Annotated in this window: 12 protein-coding genes, 1 tRNA gene and 2 pseudogenes; 8 read left to right on the top strand and 7 right to left on the bottom strand. The window is 63.5% G+C overall.

Features of this window, described 5'->3' with window-relative positions:
• Window positions 1–31: 31 nt before the first annotated feature.
• Window positions 32–886 (top strand): annotated as a pseudogene (locus RI444_RS17850) (IS3 family transposase); the annotation flags it as partial.
• Window positions 887–932: 46 nt separating this feature from the next.
• On the opposite strand, the pseudogene RI444_RS17845 reads toward RI444_RS17850, so the two are convergent.
• Window positions 933–1,661: pseudogene (locus RI444_RS17845) on the bottom strand (pyruvate dehydrogenase (acetyl-transferring), homodimeric type); the annotation flags it as partial.
• A gap of 290 nt (window positions 1,662–1,951) precedes the next feature.
• Here RI444_RS17845 and RI444_RS17840 point away from each other — a divergent pair.
• From RI444_RS17840 to RI444_RS17825, 4 genes are all read left to right on the top strand, one after another.
• Window positions 1,952–3,520, top strand: a complete 1,569-nt coding sequence (locus tag RI444_RS17840) for an NCS1 family nucleobase:cation symporter-1 (RefSeq protein ID WP_021473770.1) — start codon at window positions 1,952–1,954, stop codon at window positions 3,518–3,520.
• Window positions 3,521–3,610: 90 nt separating this feature from the next.
• Window positions 3,611–4,354 carry an aspartate/glutamate racemase family protein gene (locus RI444_RS17835; RefSeq protein ID WP_021473771.1) on the top strand — a complete coding sequence of 248 codons (744 nt, stop codon included), beginning with the start codon at window positions 3,611–3,613 and terminating at the stop codon, window positions 4,352–4,354.
• Between the two features lie 23 nt (window positions 4,355–4,377).
• Complete coding sequence (locus RI444_RS17830) at window positions 4,378–5,145, top strand: SDR family oxidoreductase (protein WP_021473772.1); 768 nt, start codon at window positions 4,378–4,380, stop codon at window positions 5,143–5,145.
• 267 nt (window positions 5,146–5,412) lie between these two features.
• The gene (locus RI444_RS17825; protein WP_207605573.1) at window positions 5,413–6,900 is read left to right on the top strand and encodes a cation:dicarboxylate symporter family transporter; all 1,488 of its coding nucleotides are present in this window, start codon (window positions 5,413–5,415) and stop codon (window positions 6,898–6,900) included.
• An 80-nt stretch (window positions 6,901–6,980) separates the two neighbouring features.
• Here RI444_RS17825 and RI444_RS17820 read toward each other — a convergent pair whose 3' ends face one another.
• Together RI444_RS17820 and RI444_RS17815 are read right to left on the bottom strand one after the other, a co-directional pair.
• Window positions 6,981–7,379: a sterol carrier family protein gene (locus tag RI444_RS17820; RefSeq protein ID WP_207605574.1), complete on the bottom strand. Its 399-nt coding sequence runs from the start codon at window positions 7,377–7,379 to the stop codon at window positions 6,981–6,983.
• Between the two features lie 28 nt (window positions 7,380–7,407).
• Window positions 7,408–8,424: an asparaginase gene (locus tag RI444_RS17815; protein WP_021473776.1), complete on the bottom strand. Its 1,017-nt coding sequence runs from the start codon at window positions 8,422–8,424 to the stop codon at window positions 7,408–7,410.
• Between the two features lie 159 nt (window positions 8,425–8,583).
• Between RI444_RS17815 and purD the strand changes: the two genes are divergently transcribed.
• Entirely contained in the window at window positions 8,584–9,894 is a 1,311-nt protein-coding gene (gene purD / locus RI444_RS17810) for a phosphoribosylamine--glycine ligase (RefSeq protein ID WP_021473777.1), read from the top strand.
• A gap of 3 nt (window positions 9,895–9,897) precedes the next feature.
• Window positions 9,898–10,836 carry a phosphoribosylaminoimidazolesuccinocarboxamide synthase gene (locus tag RI444_RS17805; protein WP_062097912.1) on the top strand — a complete coding sequence of 313 codons (939 nt, stop codon included), beginning with the start codon at window positions 9,898–9,900 and terminating at the stop codon, window positions 10,834–10,836.
• 74 nt (window positions 10,837–10,910) lie between these two features.
• Here the strand turns inward: RI444_RS17805 and RI444_RS17800 are convergent, their stop codons facing one another.
• Window positions 10,911–12,179 (bottom strand): helix-turn-helix domain-containing protein, encoded by a 1,269-nt coding sequence (locus RI444_RS17800; protein ID WP_062099342.1) that lies wholly within the window; start codon window positions 12,177–12,179, stop codon window positions 10,911–10,913.
• A 124-nt stretch (window positions 12,180–12,303) separates the two neighbouring features.
• On the opposite strand from RI444_RS17800, the gene RI444_RS17795 reads away from it, so the two are divergent.
• A complete protein-coding gene (locus tag RI444_RS17795; protein ID WP_021473780.1) occupies window positions 12,304–12,528 on the top strand; it encodes a hypothetical protein in 225 nt (74 codons plus the stop codon).
• A 171-nt stretch (window positions 12,529–12,699) separates the two neighbouring features.
• Here the strand turns inward: RI444_RS17795 and RI444_RS17790 are convergent.
• From RI444_RS17790 to RI444_RS17780, 3 genes are all read right to left on the bottom strand, one after another.
• A tRNA-Pro gene (locus RI444_RS17790) sits at window positions 12,700–12,776 on the bottom strand.
• Window positions 12,777–12,884: 108 nt separating this feature from the next.
• Window positions 12,885–14,717 (bottom strand): ABC transporter ATP-binding protein, encoded by a 1,833-nt coding sequence (locus RI444_RS17785; protein ID WP_062097910.1) that lies wholly within the window; start codon window positions 14,715–14,717, stop codon window positions 12,885–12,887.
• Complete coding sequence (locus tag RI444_RS17780) at window positions 14,714–16,513, bottom strand: ABC transporter ATP-binding protein (protein ID WP_021473782.1); 1,800 nt, start codon at window positions 16,511–16,513, stop codon at window positions 14,714–14,716. The genes RI444_RS17785 and RI444_RS17780 overlap by 4 nt, the downstream gene beginning before the upstream one ends.
• Window positions 16,514–16,628 lie beyond the last annotated feature (115 nt).

Here is a 16,628-nt window from a genome sequence, read left to right as displayed (position 1 = left end):
TCTCTACCGCGTTGTTCAGGAGGAGAACGCCGACTTTCCGGTGGCCTGGATGTGCCGGCAGTTGGGGCTTCCGCGGGCCTCGTACTACCGGTGGCGTGACGCTGAGGAGACACCGACCGCGGCCCGTCACCGGGAACTGACGGACCAGGTGAGGACCGTCTTCGATTCCTCGGACGGGATCTTCGGTCACCGCATGGTGCATACCAAACTTGTTGCCGCCGGCATCGAGGTGTCGGTGGGCACCGTGGCGGGGATCATGGCTGAGAACGGATGGGCGGCAAAGCGGATGCGCGCCTTCAAGCGCACCACCATAGCCTCGGATCCGGACAAGGTCTTCGCGGACCTCATCGGCCGGGATTTCACGGCAGATGCCCCGGGCACCCGTTTGGTGGGCGATATTACCTACTTGCGGACCGGTGAGGGCTGGCTGTATCTGGCCACCGTCATTGACCTGTGCACCAGGATGGTCGTCGGTTGGGCCATGGCGGACCACATGCGCGCCTCGTTGGTTACCGGGGCCCTGAGGATGGCCAGAGACCGCGGCCACCTGACCCCGAACGCCATCTTTCACAGCGATCGCGGGACGCAGTACACGTCCCGCGAAATGGGCGCTTGGTGCGCCGGAAACAAGATCCGTCAATCGATGGGCGCTACCGGGGTGTGTTGGGATAACGCCGTGGCCGAATCGCTGTTTTCATCCCTGAAGAACGAGTTCTATCACCATCACAGCTTCGCGACCCGCCAAGACGCCAGACGGGCCACGATGCGTTACATCGAAGTGTTCTACAACCGCTGGAGGCCTCACACCAACAACAAGGGTCTCCCGCCAGCGACGGCAATGGCCAACTTCGCACCAAAAAGGCAGCCGCTGTCCGCTGCTGCCTGACCGAAAAGAAACTACCCGGCTGTCTCACATTCTTGACACACCTCACACCAAGGAACGCCCAGACCTGCTGGTCGGAGGTGTCCTTGATCCCGCGGTTATGCAGGTACCGGTTGGACTGGGCCTGGTAGATCGCGTTCATCGGGCCGATACCCATCGACACGGTCGGGAATTCCCAGAACCCCGGCATCAGGCGCGGGTGCGGGTAGGAAGACAGGGCATGGCCTTCCTTGGACTTCTCCTGCCGGAACCCGTCCAGATCCTCCTCGCTCAACCGCCCTTCCATGAACGCACGCGCGTACATGCCCGGGGACGCGTGGCCCTGGAAAAACACCTGGTCCCCGCCCGAAGGATGGTCCTTGCCGCGGAAGAAGTGATTGAAACCCACCTCATACAACGTCGCCGCGCCCGCGTACGTGGAAATATGCCCGCCCACCCCGATATCGGAGCGCTGCGCCCGGTGAACCATCACCGCCGCGTTCCACCGCATATACGCCCGGTACCGGCGCTCGAACTCCTCATTACCCGGGAACTCAGCCTCCTGATCCACCGGAATCGTGTTCACGTAATCAGTAGTGGTCACCATCGGAACACCCACGCTCCGGGCACCGGCACGCTGGAGCAACGAACGCATAATGAACTGCGCACGCTCAGTACCCTGCTCAGCGATCAACGCATCAAGGGACTCAATCCACTCCGCAGTCTCTTCCGGATCACGATCAGGCAGCTGGGCAGTCAACCCGCTGAGGATGTGTGAGGTCTCTTCTCCTGCAGCCACGTCCAACCTCTCTTCATTGAATGTCTGGGCGCTTGCTCTGTGGGGGCGCTCAAGGAATTTCGTATTGTGAGAATAAAATTCTGCAATTCGAGATTACGCACGCGTGGTGGGCGGCGTCAATACGGATTGCTGGACCGATACAGTCAACTCCTCCGCCCCCGGCCAATCAACAGAATGTGACCCGACAGACAGTCGACCCCTTGACCGCGCGTGATGTAGGTCATAAAGTGTTTTCACTATTCAATAACTAGTTTCCACCTGACGGAAACAGTACGAAGTGGAGATCCACGATGCAGACGACTTCATCAGTCGGCGTCACTGGAGCTCCGGAAGAAGACGCACATAAAGGTGGAGGACACCTTCCTTCCGTTGGAAATACGGAACTCTGCGCCATAGCTTCCGAAGCATCAGGCCGTACCATCAGCCCCAGCCTCTACAACATCGACCTCGCACCCACCAAGGTGGAGGGCCGTAAGTGGACCAGCTACAGCATCTTTACCCTCTGGGCCAACGACGTCCACAGCCTGGGTAATTACGCCTTCGCCATTGGCCTCTTCTCCTTGGGCCTTGGCGGCTGGCAAATCCTCGTTGCGCTGGGAATCGGGGCAGTGCTGCTCTTTGCCCTGCTCAACTTCTCCGGCTTCATGGGGCAGAAAACCGGTGTTCCTTTCCCGGTCATGAGCCGTATCAGCTTTGGCATTCGGGGAGCCCAGCTCGCCAGCCTGGTCCGTGGCGCCGTTGCTGTCGCCTGGTTCGGCATCCAGACGTACCTCGCTTCAGTGGTCCTGCGCGTCCTGCTGGTAGCTGTGGCACCCGGGCTCAAGGACCTGGACAGCAATTCCATCCTCGGCCTCTCCACCTTGGGCTGGCTCTCCTTCGTTGCACTGTGGATCGTCCAGCTGGTCATCGTGAGCTTTGGCATGGAAATGATCCGCAAGTACGAGGCCTTCGCCGGGCCCATCATCCTGGTCACCATGGCCGCCATCGCCGTGTGGGTCTTCGTCGAGGCCGGCGGTGCCATCCAGTGGTCCGGCATCAAGGGCCTTGAAGGTACGGAGATGTGGCTGACCATCTTCGCCGGCGGTGCCCTCTGGGTGTCCATCTACGGCACGTTCGTCCTGAACTTCTGCGACTTCACGAGGTCTTCCACGTCCAAGAAGTCGATCGTCAAGGGCAACTTCTGGGGCATTCCCATCAACATGCTGGTCTTCGGCGCAATCGTCGTGGTCATGGCCGGCGGACAGTACAAGATCAACGGAACGGTGATCGAAAGCCCCTCGGACATCGTCCAGAGCATCCCGAACACGCTCCTCCTGGTCCTGGCTTGCCTTGCACTGCTGATCCTGACCATCGCAGTGAACCTGATGGCAAACTTCGTGGCTCCGGTCTACGCACTGACCAACCTGTTCCCGCGGCACCTGAACTTCCGCAAGGCGGCCTGGGTCAGCGGCACCATCGGCCTGGTCATCCTTCCGTGGAACCTGTACAACAACCCGATCGTCATCGTGTACTTCCTCGGTGGCCTTGGCGCCCTGCTCGGTCCGTTGTTCGGCGTCGTGATGGCCGACTACTGGCTGGTCCGCCGCGGCAAGGTCAACGTCCCCGAGCTCTACACCGAAGACCCGAAGGGTGCGTACTTCTATAAGCGCGGCGTCAACCCCCGGGCCATCATCGCCATGATCCCGGCCGCAGGGCTGGCCATCGCCATCGCTTTCATTCCGGGCCTGGCCGCGGCCGCGCCGTTCGCCTGGTTCATCGGAGCGGGCGTCGGAGCGCTGACGTACTTCGCCGTGGCTGACAAGAAGCAGGCACACCTTGACGTCTCCGGCGAGCCGATCGCCGTCGCAAGCACCCACTAGAAGCAAAACCAAGGCGCTGCCCGTCCTCCCGGTTCCGGACCACGGTCCCACCGGTCGCAGGGCGGGCGCTGCCCGTTGAGAGGAAAAACCATGCGCATTCTTGTTGCGAACGTGAACACCACGCAGTCCATGACCGATTCCATCGCCGCCCAGGCCCGCGCTGCTGCCGCGCCGGGTACGGAGATCGTCGGGATCACCCCGCGGTTCGGCGCCGATTCCTGCGAGGGCAACTTCGAGAGCTACCTTGCCGCGATCGCCGTCATGGATGCAGTGGTCAACTACCCCGAGCCTTTCGACGCCGTGATCCAGGCAGGCTACGGTGAACACGGGCGCGAGGGCCTGCAGGAACTCCTCGATGTCCCCGTAGTGGACATCACCGAGGCAGCAGCCAGCACGGCCATGTTCCTCGGTCACAAGTACTCGGTGGTCACTACCCTGGACAGGGCGGTTCCGCTGATTGAGGACCGTCTCAAACTGGCCGGCCTGGACGCCCGCTGTGCTTCCGTCCGTGCCAGCGGTATGGCGGTCCTGGAGTTGGAGGCGTACCCGGAGCGCGCCGTCGAGGCGATCGTAGGGCAGGCTGAAGAAGCCGTGGGCAAGGATCACGCCGAGGTGATCGTCCTGGGCTGCGGCGGAATGGCAGGCCTTGACGAGCAGATCCGCCAGCGCACCGGCGTTCCCGTGGTGGACGGGGTAGCCTCCGCCGTCACTATCGCCGAGTCCCTGGTCCGCTTGGGCCTGACCACTTCCAAGGTGCGCACCTTCGCCACGCCGCGTCCCAAGACTGTCATAGGCTGGCCCATAACCCAGGCAGCCCGGACTGCTGCACGCTAGGCGACCACCCGAAAGGCATCCATATGACTGACCCAAGCCTGCCCGCAGACCCGAGGGTCGCCGTCGTCACCGGGGCCGGTTCCGGTATTGGCCGCGCAGTTGCCCGGCTCATGCTGTCCGAGGGTTACCGGGTTGCGCTGGCAGGGCGGCGCGAGGCTCAGCTGCTGGAAACAGCGGACGGCCACCCGGACGCGCTGGCGGTCCCGTGCGACGTAACAGTGCCCGACGACGTTGCGCGCCTTTTCGAACAGGTGCGGCAACGCTGGGGACGGGTTGATGTGCTGTTCAACAATGCCGGCATCTTCGGGCCGGCAGGCGACGTGGGGGACCTGGACATCGCGGAGTGGGAGGCCACGCTGCGGGTCAACGTGACCGGCTCCATGCTGTGTGCCGCCGAGGCCGTCCGGACCATGAAGGCACAGGAGCCACAGGGCGGCCGGATCATCAACAACGGATCCATCTCCGCGCATTCACCCAGGCCCAGGTCTGTTGCGTATACCGTCACCAAGCACGCGATGACCGGCCTGACCAAGAGCATCGAGCTGGACGGCCGCGGCTTTGGCATCACCTGCGGACAGATAGACATCGGCAACACCCGCACGGAGATCATGGACACCATTGGCGTTGGTTCCGGTGCCCTCCAAGCCGATGGGTCCCGCAAAGTCGAGCCGATGTTTCCTGTGGATGATGCGGCCCGCGCCGTGCTGATGATGGCCAACATGCCGCCGTCGGCCAGTGTGGGATCCGTGGTGGTGACCGCCGCCGGCATGCCGTTCATCGGCCGCGGCTAGGAGTTTCCCGCCTGGCGCCCAAGGTGCGCGTACCGCCCCGACCAACATTGAGCCCAAGAAGCCCCCGACAAGCCGGAATTTCCGGCGTGTCGGGGGCTTCCTGCCGTCAAAGTGGGTCGTGGCCGCACGCCGCAATGGCATACCAAACTAGATGTGACTTCCGTATTATGGAAAATCAATTTCCCCTTGCGGAATGATGTGAGCAGGATTACATTGAAAACATCCCCCAAATGAGGGGCCTGTTCCCAAACTGATTGGTTCAGATCAATGAAGATCCCAGACTCTGCGGCGCTGAAGGCGAGTTCGGCTCCGCGGAAGAAGAAGCCCCTGTATAGGTCGCTCTTCTTCCAAATCCTGATCGCCGTCGTCGCAGGTGTACTCATCGGCCACTTTTGGCCGACCATCGGGTCCACCCTCCGGCCGTTGGGCGATGGTTTCATTCAACTCATCAAGATGATCATTGCCCCGCTGATCTTCCTCGTGATCGTCACGGGTATCTCAGCGGTCGGCGACGTCAAGGCGGTCGGAAGGGTCGGGGTCAAAGCACTCCTGTACTTCACCGGCGCCACGCTTTTCGCCCTCGTCTTCGGACTCATCGTAGGTAACATCGTCCAGCCGGGTGCCGGCCTGAACATCGATCCCGCGACGCTGTCCCAGGAAGCCCTCAACGCCAAGACAGGCAACGCGCCGCCCAAGGACGCCGCAGCCTTCATCCTGGACGTCATCCCCACCAGTGTCATCGGCGCTTTCGCGAACAACAGCCTGCTCCAGGTCCTGTTCTTCTCCGTCTTCTTCGGCGCAGCCATCGTGGTGATCGGCCGGGAACGCTGCATGCCGGTCATCAGCCTCATGGAGACCGTCCTCGAACTGATCTTCAAGATCATGTCCTGGATCATGAAGGTCGCCCCCATTGGTGCCTTCGGCGCCATGGCGTTCATCATCGGCCAGTACGGCCTGGGCACCCTCAGCACCTACGCCCTCTTGATCGCAGCGTGCTACGGAGCGGCCATCGTCTTCATCGCGCTGCTGTTCCTCGTTGCATGGGGCTTCGCCCGGGTTCCGCTGTGGAGCTTCCTGAAGTACACCCGCGAAGAATTCCTGCTGGCACTCGGAACCGCCTCCACGGAGGCCGTCATGCCGCGCATCATGACCAAGCTGACCAACGCCGGCTGCTCCCGGGCCACCACCGGTCTGGTGGTTCCCACGGGTTACTCCTTCAACCTGGACGGCGCCGCGATCTACCTCTCCATCTCACTGCTGTTCCTGGCGCAGGCGTTCGGGCACAACCTGGACCTCGGCCAGCAGCTCGCGGCGCTCGGTGTGCTGCTGCTGACCTCCAAGGGCATGGCAGGAGTTCCGGGATCATCGTTCCTGGCCCTCTCGGCAACCGCCGCAGCCCTGGGCATCTTCCCGGTTGCCGGCGTCGCACTCCTCCTCGGTGCGGACCGCCTCATGGACTCCATGCGCGTTGTAGTGAACCTGCTCGGCAACTGCGTGGCGACCTTCGTGGTGGCCAAGTGGGAAGGCCAATTCGACCGCAGCGTCATGCTCCGTGCTTTCAAGGGTGAGATCACCAACGAGGATTCGGCCATCATGCTCGGCAAGGAAGACGTCTACGAGGAGCAGGAACTGCAGCGGATCACCGGCGGCCAGAACCCGTCGCCCAAATTCCGTGGCGGTCCCACCCCCGACAACATTCCACAGTTCGAAATGAGCAAGAAGGGCCAGTCCGAAACCCCGGTCTGTCCCGACTGACTCCAAACAGTCGCGCTGATGCCCCCAAGACCCGGTTTTGGGGGCATCAGCTGTTTCCGCCCGCTATCGGGTTGGTGCGCCTAGAGCGGCAGGAGCGTTGAAAGGTCCGCGCGCAGGCCGGAAGCTGCTACACGCCCGGCGGCAACGGCCTCTCCCCACGTGATCCGTCCGGTCACCAGTTCAAGCCAGGTGGCGCCGTCGGTCTCGATGACGTTCGGGGGAGTGCCCCGCGTGTGCCGCGGACCCTCCACGCACTGCGTCACGCCGAACGGCGGTACACGGACCTCCACCGAATTACCCGGCGCGCGTGCGGTGACTTCCTCCAGCGAGTACCGGACCGCCGTCGCTATGACGGAGCGCGACGGCGGGGTCCCGGCTTCGTCGCCGCCGGAACCTTCCCGGGGCCCGACGGCGGACTGCCAGGCTTCCAGCGCGGCGCGGCCCTCGTTGATGTCGACGCGGCGTCGTGCAACTGCCATGAACTTCTCCTAAACCTGCGTATCAGTCTTAGTCGAGCAACGCGGACACGGCATTGCCCAGCCGGATCCTGCCTACTTGCCGTCCGCCGCCGAGGACGGGTTCCACCACGCGCTCCAGCACGTTGGAGACCGCCGGGATGTCCACGGCGCCGCTCACGGCAAGGAGCGTCAGGCCTACCAGCGACGTGGCCCGAAGGTTCCCGTCCAGCACTTTGACGGCCACGGTCGCGCCGGTGTCCGTGGCGAGGACCAGCACCCCTTCCGCGCCGATCTTGGCCAGGACTCCCAGCTCTTCCATGACGGTGGTATTCGCTTCGCCCCGGCCTTGCACGGCCCACGGGTAGTCCAGCATGGACGTGGCGATGGTGGCGGCCCGGGCATTGGAAGCGGGGTTCCCGGGCGATTGGGCCAAGCGCGAGTAGGCCCGGGCCAAGCCGGTCAAGGAGATCGCCGCAACGGGTGCGCCGCAGCCGTCGATGCCCAGATGCGCAATCCGCTGGTCGGCGTACTCCTCGATCACGGCGCGCACTTGCTGCTGCAGGGGGTGGTTCGGCTCGAGGTAGCTGCGGAGGTCCCAGCCGTTTTCCACGCACGCCCAGAGGAAAGCTGCGTGCTTGCCCGAGCAGTTGAAGGCGAGCTTCGACTGGCCCCGCTCGGTCCGGACCAGCCAGTTCCTTGCGGTCTCGTCCTGGGGCCAGGCTGCGGGGCACTGGAGCTGGTCTTCCTTCAGCCCGGCCGCTTTCAGCATGCCTTCAACCACGTCCATGTGATCGAGGGAGCCGTTGTGGCTGGCGCAGGCGAGGGCCACCTGTGCACCGCGGAGCGGGACGCCGGACTGCATGGCGGCGAGGGCCTGGAACGGCTTGAGGGTTGAGCGGGCCATGACGGGGGCGTCGATGTCGCCGAGGCTCGTAACCACATTCCCGTCTCCGGACAGGACCACCGCGGAACCGATGTGCCGGGACTCGATGAAGCCGCTGCGTTCGATCACTGCAAGTTCGACGGCGGACTCAACGGTGAACGTTTCATGGGAACTCAGTGGCATGTGCCCAGTCTAGGCGGCGCGGGACGCCGGGAGCGGGTCATCCCTGCCGGGTCCAACCTGCCGGGTCATGCACGCAGGGTCATCCTTGCCGGTCATCCTTGCCCAGGGGGCTGACACACCTTAGGACTCGCACGCCTTCACAAAGTACCCTTGAAGACTGTGAAGGTACTCGTCATTGGCCCAGGCGGCCGCGAACACGCCATTGTCCGCTCCCTGCTTGAAGATCCCAACGTCTCCGAGGTCCACGCGGCGCCCGGAAACGCAGGCATCAGCAAACTGGTTCCCACCCACGCGATCGACGGGAACAGCCCGGAAGCCGTGTCCGCCCTTGCCACCAAGCTCGGCGTGGACCTGGTAGTGGTTGGTCCGGAAGCTCCCCTCGCTGCCGGTGTTTCCGACGCCGTCCGTGAGGCAGGCATTCCCGTTTTCGGTCCTGGCAAGGAAGCCGCCCAGCTTGAGGCATCCAAGGCTTTTGCGAAGCAGATCATGGCCGAGGCCGGCGTGCCGACCGCCATGGCCCGGGTTGCCGAGAACGCCGAAGAAGCCGCCGACGCGCTGGACACCTTCGGTGCTCCCTACGTTGTGAAGGACGACGGACTGGCTGCCGGCAAGGGCGTTGTTGTCACCCGTGACCGCGACGAAGCCCTGGCCCACGCGCAGGCCTGCTTCGACGCCGGCGGAACCGTGGTGATCGAGGAGTTCCTCGACGGCCCCGAGGTATCCCTGTTTGTTCTTTGCGACGGCCGCAACACCGTCCCGTTGTCCCCGGCGCAGGACTTCAAGCGCATCTTCGACAACGACGAAGGCCCCAACACCGGCGGCATGGGTGCCTACACCCCGCTGGAGTGGGCACCGGAAGGCCTCGTCCAGGAAGTCATCGACCGCGTCGCCCAACCCACCGTGGACGAGATGGCCCGCCGTGGCACGCCTTTCATCGGGGTCCTGTACTGCGGCCTCGCGTTGACCTCCCGCGGCACCCGCGTCATCGAGTTCAACGTCCGCTTCGGCGATCCGGAGACCCAGGCCGTCCTTGCCCGCCTCAAGACGCCGCTCGGTGCGCTGCTGCTGGCAGCTGCCAAGGGCGAACTGGACACGGCAGAAGAGCTGCGCTGGTCCAAGGACACGGCGGTCGCCGTCGTCGTGGCCGCCGAGAACTACCCGGACACGCCCCGCACGGGCGACCGCATCCGCGGCCTCAAGAAGGTTGACGAGCTGGACGGCGTCCACGTCATCCACGCCGGCACCAAGCTGGACGACGACGGCAAGGTGGTCTCGGCCGGCGGCCGCGTCCTGGCCGTTGTTGCGCTCGGTTCCGACCTGGTGGACGCGCGCGAAAAAGCGTACGACGGCGTGGAGCTGATTCAGCTCGAAGGCGCACAGTTCCGTACGGATATTGCAGGCAAGGCCGCCCGCGGGGAAATCCACGTACCGTACGGCGCCACCGGAAGCATCCCGAAAGTGCAGGCCTGAGCCATGACTGATTCCCTTCCCACCGGCGGCCTTGAGACGGAGGCTTTGCAGCTTCCCGGCTGGACGCACGTGTACTCCGGCAAGGTCCGCGACCTCTACGTTCCCGCCGATGAGTCCATTAACGAGAAGTTCGGGCAGGAGTGCGTCCTGGTGGTGGCCAGCGACCGGATTAGCGCCTACGACCATGTGCTCAGCAGCGAGATCCCGGACAAGGGCCGCGTGCTGACGCAGTTGAGCCTGTGGTGGTTCGATCAGCTGGGTGTTGAGCACCATGTGCTTGCTTCCACCGTTGAAGGCGGTGTTCCGGCGGAGGTTGAGGGCCGGGCCATGATCTGCAAGAAGCTGGACATGTTCCCTGTGGAGTGCATCGCCCGCGGGTACCTGACCGGTTCCGGGCTGGCCGAGTACAAGGAATCGGGCACGGTGTGCGACATTCCGCTGCCCGAGGGCCTGGTTGACGGGTCCCGCCTGAAGAAAGCGCTGTTCACGCCGTCGGCCAAGGCCGAGGTGGGCGAGCATGACGAGAACATCACGTACGACGACGTTGTGGCCATGGTTGGCGACGACATCGCTGCACGCTTGAGCGAGCTCACCCTGAAGATCTACACCCGCGCCGAGGAGATCGCCCGGGAACGGGGCATCATCCTGGCCGACACCAAAGTGGAGTTCGGTGTCGATGCGAACACGGGCGTGATCACCCTGGGAGACGAGGTCCTGACGCCGGACTCGTCCCGCTTCTGGGATGCGTCCACGTACGAACCGGGTAAGTCGCAGCCGTCCTACGACAAGCAGTACGTCCGCGACTGGCTGACCTCCGCGGAATCCGGGTGGGACAAGTCCTCGGACACCCCTCCGCCGGCACTGCCTGCCGAGGTTGTGGAGCGCACCCGCGCCCGCTACGTCGAAGCGTACGAGAAACTGACTGGCCGCACCTTCGCGTAACGCCTGCCCAACTGACTGGCAGTAGGGGTTGCTCTGAGCGCTCAGAACAACCCCTACTGCCAGTCAGTTGGCGCTTAAACGGCTTCCGGGTGTGTTGCGGCGGCGCGGCGTTCGGCCAAGCGGATTTCCAGGACCGCGTCCATGGCCTGCTGGACACGGTCTGAGGCACCCGCCGCGCTGAAGTCGTGCTGTGCTTCCTCCAGGAAGTGAAGCGCCTCGGCGGTTTCGCCCGCAGCCTTCAACGACTTGCCGAGCAGAAGTGAGACTTCGCCGGCAGTGTGCCGGGCCAGGACCTTGCGGTCCTCGTAAATCTCCCGCAGTTTGTCGACGGCGGCAGGAATATCACCGGTCAGGTACAGCCAGCGCGCACGGATGAAAGCGACTTCGAGCTGGTCGGTCTTGTTGCCGCCCACAATGGACAGGGCCAACTCGGCCCGCTCGATGGCGGACAACGTCTCCGGCTCAACGATTCCGGAGGACAGCCGGACTGCGGCGGAGGCCTTGTTGAAGCGCGCCCACAGTTCGATGTCGTTGGCGGGGGAGAGGAGCTTGGCGGCCCGTTCGTGGTGCTTGATGCCCTCTGCGTAATCGTGGCGCATGAAGGCGACGTTGCCCACCACCCAGGCCACCTCGCCGGCGAGCTGGGACATGGAGTGCTCATCCATGTGCTCGATCATCGCAAGGCAGTACTCCCACGCCTCATCCAGTTTTCCGCTCTCAGCCATTGCACCGATCAACGCCCGGTGGGCGCCGATGATCAGCGTGGATCCCTTGGGCAGCTGACTGGAGAGTTCAACTGCCTTCTTGGCATGCTCGACGGCGGTGGCTAGTTGGCCTTGACCGTGGCACACAGCAGCAAGCATCTGCCAGGCGCGCACTCCCAAGCCTGCGGACTCGGTGGCCATAGGGTGTTCCAGCAGGTGTTCGACAATCTGCTGGCATTCCTTCAGCAGGCCCTGCTTCATGACGCACTCGGCCTGCATGTAGGTCATGTTCCACCAAGCGCTGTTGTTCTTGGCTTCCAGGGCGATCTGCGCTGCCGTTGCTGCATGACTGGCGGCTAATTGGTAGTCGCGTAGGTCCCAGGCCTGCCGGGCGTAAAGACCGGCCAGGACGTACTCGGCGTCACTGACTGAAACGGGCTGGCTCCAGGCCTCCAAGGCCTTAGGTGCCAATTCCAAGCGCCGGGCGAGTTCCTCGATGACCTCTTGGGTGGGCTCGCGCCGTCCGGTTTCAAGCAGGGAGATGTAGCTCGGGGAGTACAGGTTCTTACCCAGCTCGGCCTGGGTCAGACCGCGTTCCAGCCGTTCGGCACGTAGTTTCTCGCCGAATCCGTTTCCCACGGGTTCCTCCCTCCGGTGTCTTTCGACCCAAACCTTGACAGTGTCTGTGGAAAACATTTTACAATGTATGTCAACAGGGACCGCGCAATTTCCGTAACGAATCCGACTCGCATTGGGGAACAATATGTTCAAGAAACTCGCCGCCTCGGTGGCACTGGCAGGCGCGCTTGCGTTCACGGTTGCGGCTCCCGCAGTCGTCTCCGCGGCTTCGACCGTTGAATCCGACACTTCGCTCAGTGCCATTGGCAACTGGCCTGATCCGATGCGCGCAAGCGTAGCGGCACCCACCAAGACAACGGAGACGACGTACACCACCTCGTCCATCGGCAACTGGCCGGATCCGATGTAATCAATCATTCGACTGGAACCCCGGAGCATCACGAGCAGCTCCGGGGTTTCTTTTTGCGTTTTATGCGTGGACAGCCCGGCGGCGCAACCGTGAGTCTCGTGCCTTGAGACAAGGCCCCGGGCTCAACTTAAAACAAAAAAGGCGCCGACTTCTCGACGCCATTTTCGTGTTTGGTCGGGATGACAGGATTTGAACCTGCGACCTCTTCGTCCCGAACGAAGCGCGCTACCAAGCTGCGCTACATCCCGATCCGCTGCGAAAGCAACTGTTAAAGAATAGCTGACTCGGTGCGGGATGCGAAATCGGGGGAGCGGTGTTGCTCGTCACAACAACACCGTGAGCCCCACCCCTTGACGCTAGACCAGGGAATCCCGCCAAGCCCCGTGCAGGCGGGCGAACCTGCCGCCGCCGGAGATCAATTCCGCGGGTGTCCCGTCCTCAACGATCCGTCCGTCGTGGACCACCAGCACACGGTCCGCAGTCTCCACGGTGGAAAGACGGTGGGCAATGATGATCGCAGTCCGTCCCGCGCTGCCCCCGGATACTCCTTCCAGCAGGTTGGCCAATCCCTGCTGGACCATCCGCTCGGAAGGGATATCCAGGGAGGAGGTTGCCTCATCCAGGATCAGGACTGCCGGCGCCGCGAGGAAGGCCCGGGCGAAGCCTATGAGCTGGCGCTGCCCGGAGGATACGCGTCCGCCCCGCTTGTTCACATCGGTGTCGTAGCCGTCAGGCAGGCCCATGATGAACTCGTGGGCTCCCACTGCCCGTGCCGCTGCTTCAATCTCGGCGCGGGACGCTTCCGGGCGTCCCAGGGCAATGTTGTCCGCCACCGAGCCACTGAAGAGGAAAGCTTCCTGGGTGACCATGACCACTGCCCGCCGAAGATCGGTGGTGGACAGATCGCGCAGATCGACGCCGTCCAGCGTGATGGACCCGGAAGAGACGTCATAGAAACGCGCTATGAGCTTGGCCAGCGTTGACTTGCCGGCGCCCGTCTGCCCCACCAGCGCCACGGTCTGTCCGGCAGGAATGTGCAGGTCAAGCCGTGGAACCACAATGCTGCCGTCGTTGTAGCCGAACTCCACGCCGTTGAAGTCGATCTCGCCGCGCGGCTGCTTCAACGCCACCGGGTTCTTGGGCGGACGAACGGTGGGAACTTCCTCGAGCAACCCGGACACCTTTTCCAGGGCAGCCTGCGCACTTTGGAAGGAGTTGTAGAACATGGCCATCTGGTCCACGGGTTGGAAGAAGCGCTTAGTGGACAGGATGAGGGCCAGCAGGACACCCACCGCCAGATCCCCGCTGAGAACCCGGAAGCCTCCGAACAACAGAACTACAGCCACGCAGACGTTACCGATCAGCACCAGGCCGGGCTGCAGGACACCGTTCAGGAAGATCGACCGGACCGTGACCTTGCGGTAGTCCTCGGCCACCTCGCCGTACTGTTCGGCGTTCTCCCGCTCCTTGCGGAAAGCCTTGACCGCACGGATGCCGGTCATGGTCTCCACGAAGTGGACGATCAGCCGTGCCGACACGACGCGGGATTCCCGGAAGGCGATCTGGGAACGAATTTGGTACCAGCGGGCCAGGAAGAACATGGGCACCCCTGCAGCCAGGACGATCAGTCCGCTTCGCCAGTCCAAAGCGAAGATGGTGACCGCGGTGAAGATCATGAACAGCAGGCCGGATGCCAGTGAGCTGACGCCCGAGTCCAGGAGCTCGCGGAGAGCCTCCAGGTCCGAGGTCTGCCTGGCGATGATGCGCCCGGAAGTGTATTTCTCGTGGAATTCGAGGCTCAGCCGCTGAGTGTGGCGGAACACCCGGACCCGGAGATCCAACAGCATCGCCTGGCTCAAGCGTGCCGTGGAGGTGACGTACAACGCCGTCATTCCGGCAGTTGCCACAGCCGCGGCGATATACAGAACGCCCACCAGAACCAGCGGACCGTTGTCGCCGGACTGCAACGCGGGGAGTGCGTGGTCGATGCCAAAAGCGATGAGTGCCGGCCCCGCAACGCGGGTGAGCTGCGAAACCACCACCATCACGATCGTCAACCAAAAACGCAGCCGGACCGGACGTATCAGGGAGGCAAGCAAAGCGAGGGACCGCCGTCGTACGGTTTTGCTGTCAGCTTTGGAGAGAAGGGTGTTGTCCTCGTTGGCCGTTCCAAAAGTCGTGGCACTCACCGGCGGGCCTCCTCTGCGTCCTCGAGATCGTGCAGTTCGCTGTCCAGGTCCTTGGGCCCGGTGTCCAGGCTCGCGATGACGTAGCGGTAGTGGGCGTTGTTGGCCAGGAGTTCGGTATGGGTTCCGACGGCGGTGATTGTTCCGTTTTCGAGCAAGGCCACGCGGTCCGCCAACGCTACCGTGGACGGCCTGTGCGCAACGATGAGCGTCGTGGTGTCGTGGAGGACATCGCGAAGCCGCGCTTCCACGCGTTCCTCGGTGTTGACGTCCAAGGCGGACAGGGGGTCATCCAACACCAGGACCTTCGGCTTGGCTGCGATGGCACGGGCCAGGGCGATCCTTTGCCGCTGGCCACCGGAGAGGCTCAGCCCTTCCTCTCCGATCAAGGTGTCCACGCCGTCCGGCAATGAATAGGCGAACTGTGCCTGGGCGACGTCAAGTGCTTCGTCGAGGGCTGCATCCGAGGGGTCGGGCGCGCCCAGCAGGACGTTGTCCCGGACGGAACTGGAGAAGAGCGTGGTGTCCTCGAACGCCACTGCCACAATCCTCCGGAGTTCTTGGAGGTCGAAATCGCGCACGTCCACGCCGTCGATGGTCACAGCTCCTTCGGTCACGTCGTAGAGGCGCGGAACCAGCTGCAGCATGGCGCTCTTTCCGCTTCCCGTGATGCCCACGAGGGCCATGGTTTCGCCGGGGCGGATGTCCAGGGTGACGTCGCGCAGGAGCGTCCCGCCGTCGTCGAACCCGAAGCCTGCGTGCTCAAAGCGCAAGGCGCCCCTGACCACGGAAGGGGTGGCGGGCTGGTCCGGGGACGTGATGGTGTTGACCGTGTCCATGACCTCGAAGTGGCGGTCAAGCGCGGTTTTGGCGGTCAGCGCCATCGCCAGAAGCATGCCCGAGAATTCCACGGGAGTCGCCACGACCGCCGCGGTGGCGAAGAAGGCCACGAGCGCTCCAATGCTCAGCTGGCCTGAAGCAGCCAGCATGATGCCGACTACCAGTCCAACACCCAGGGCAAGTTCGGGCAGGAGGGTGACTACCAGCGTGAAGCCGGCCTGTTGCTTGGCTTTGGCGATCTCCGTCTGGCGAAGTTCCTCGGCCTGTCCATTGAAGTTCTCCAGCGCTTCCCGGCTGCGGCCGAACGCCTTGAGGACGCGGATGCCATGGACCGACTCTTCCACTGTGGTGGCAAGGTCGCCGGCCTGGTCCTGGCTGAGCCGCGTGACCAGGCTGAAGCGGCGGCGGAAACGGAACGAGTTGACCATGATCGGGACGGCAGCGGCCAGGAAGATCAACGCCAACTGCCAGCTCATGGAGAACATGACGCCCACGCCAATGATCACCGTGAGCGTCGTGACCACCAGCATGATGGCGCCGAATGCCATCCAGCGGCGGAGGAAGCTGAGGTCCGTCATGGCCCGCGAGAGCAGTTGCCCCGAACCCCAGCGATCATGGAAGGCAACCGTGAGCTGCTGCAAGTGCCCGTACAGGGACACCCTCATCTTCGTCTCGACCGTGGTCGCAGGGTTGATCACGAACTGACGGCGCAGCGCCACCAGTCCCGCTTCGCCCACGCCAAGCGCAAGAATCACGACGGCGGCAGTCCAGACGGCGCCCGGGTTGCCGTCGGGTTCAAGGGAGTTATTGACCAGTACCCGGAGCACCTGGGGGATGGCCAGTGCGACGACACTGGCAAGCAAGGCACACAACAGGCCCATGAAAAGCCGGGGGAGGATAGGCCGCACATGGGGGTATAGCCGGCCGACGGAGGTAAAGAACGACGTTTGCTTGGACATGCCCGCTTCTCAACAGCTGGATCTTCAGGTGGTGCGGAGGTAGTTTCCCGTAGCAACAACCCTATGCCATGCCGTGATTCGTTTCACAGGATGGCGCGACGCCGTTGGAATGATG

The organism is Paenarthrobacter sp. AT5, assembly GCF_032764245.1.
In the GTDB taxonomy this organism is placed as follows: domain Bacteria; phylum Actinomycetota; class Actinomycetes; order Actinomycetales; family Micrococcaceae; genus Arthrobacter; species Arthrobacter ureafaciens.
Note: the sequence above shows the minus strand (reverse complement) of the source record. Positions and strands in the feature narration are given on the sequence as shown.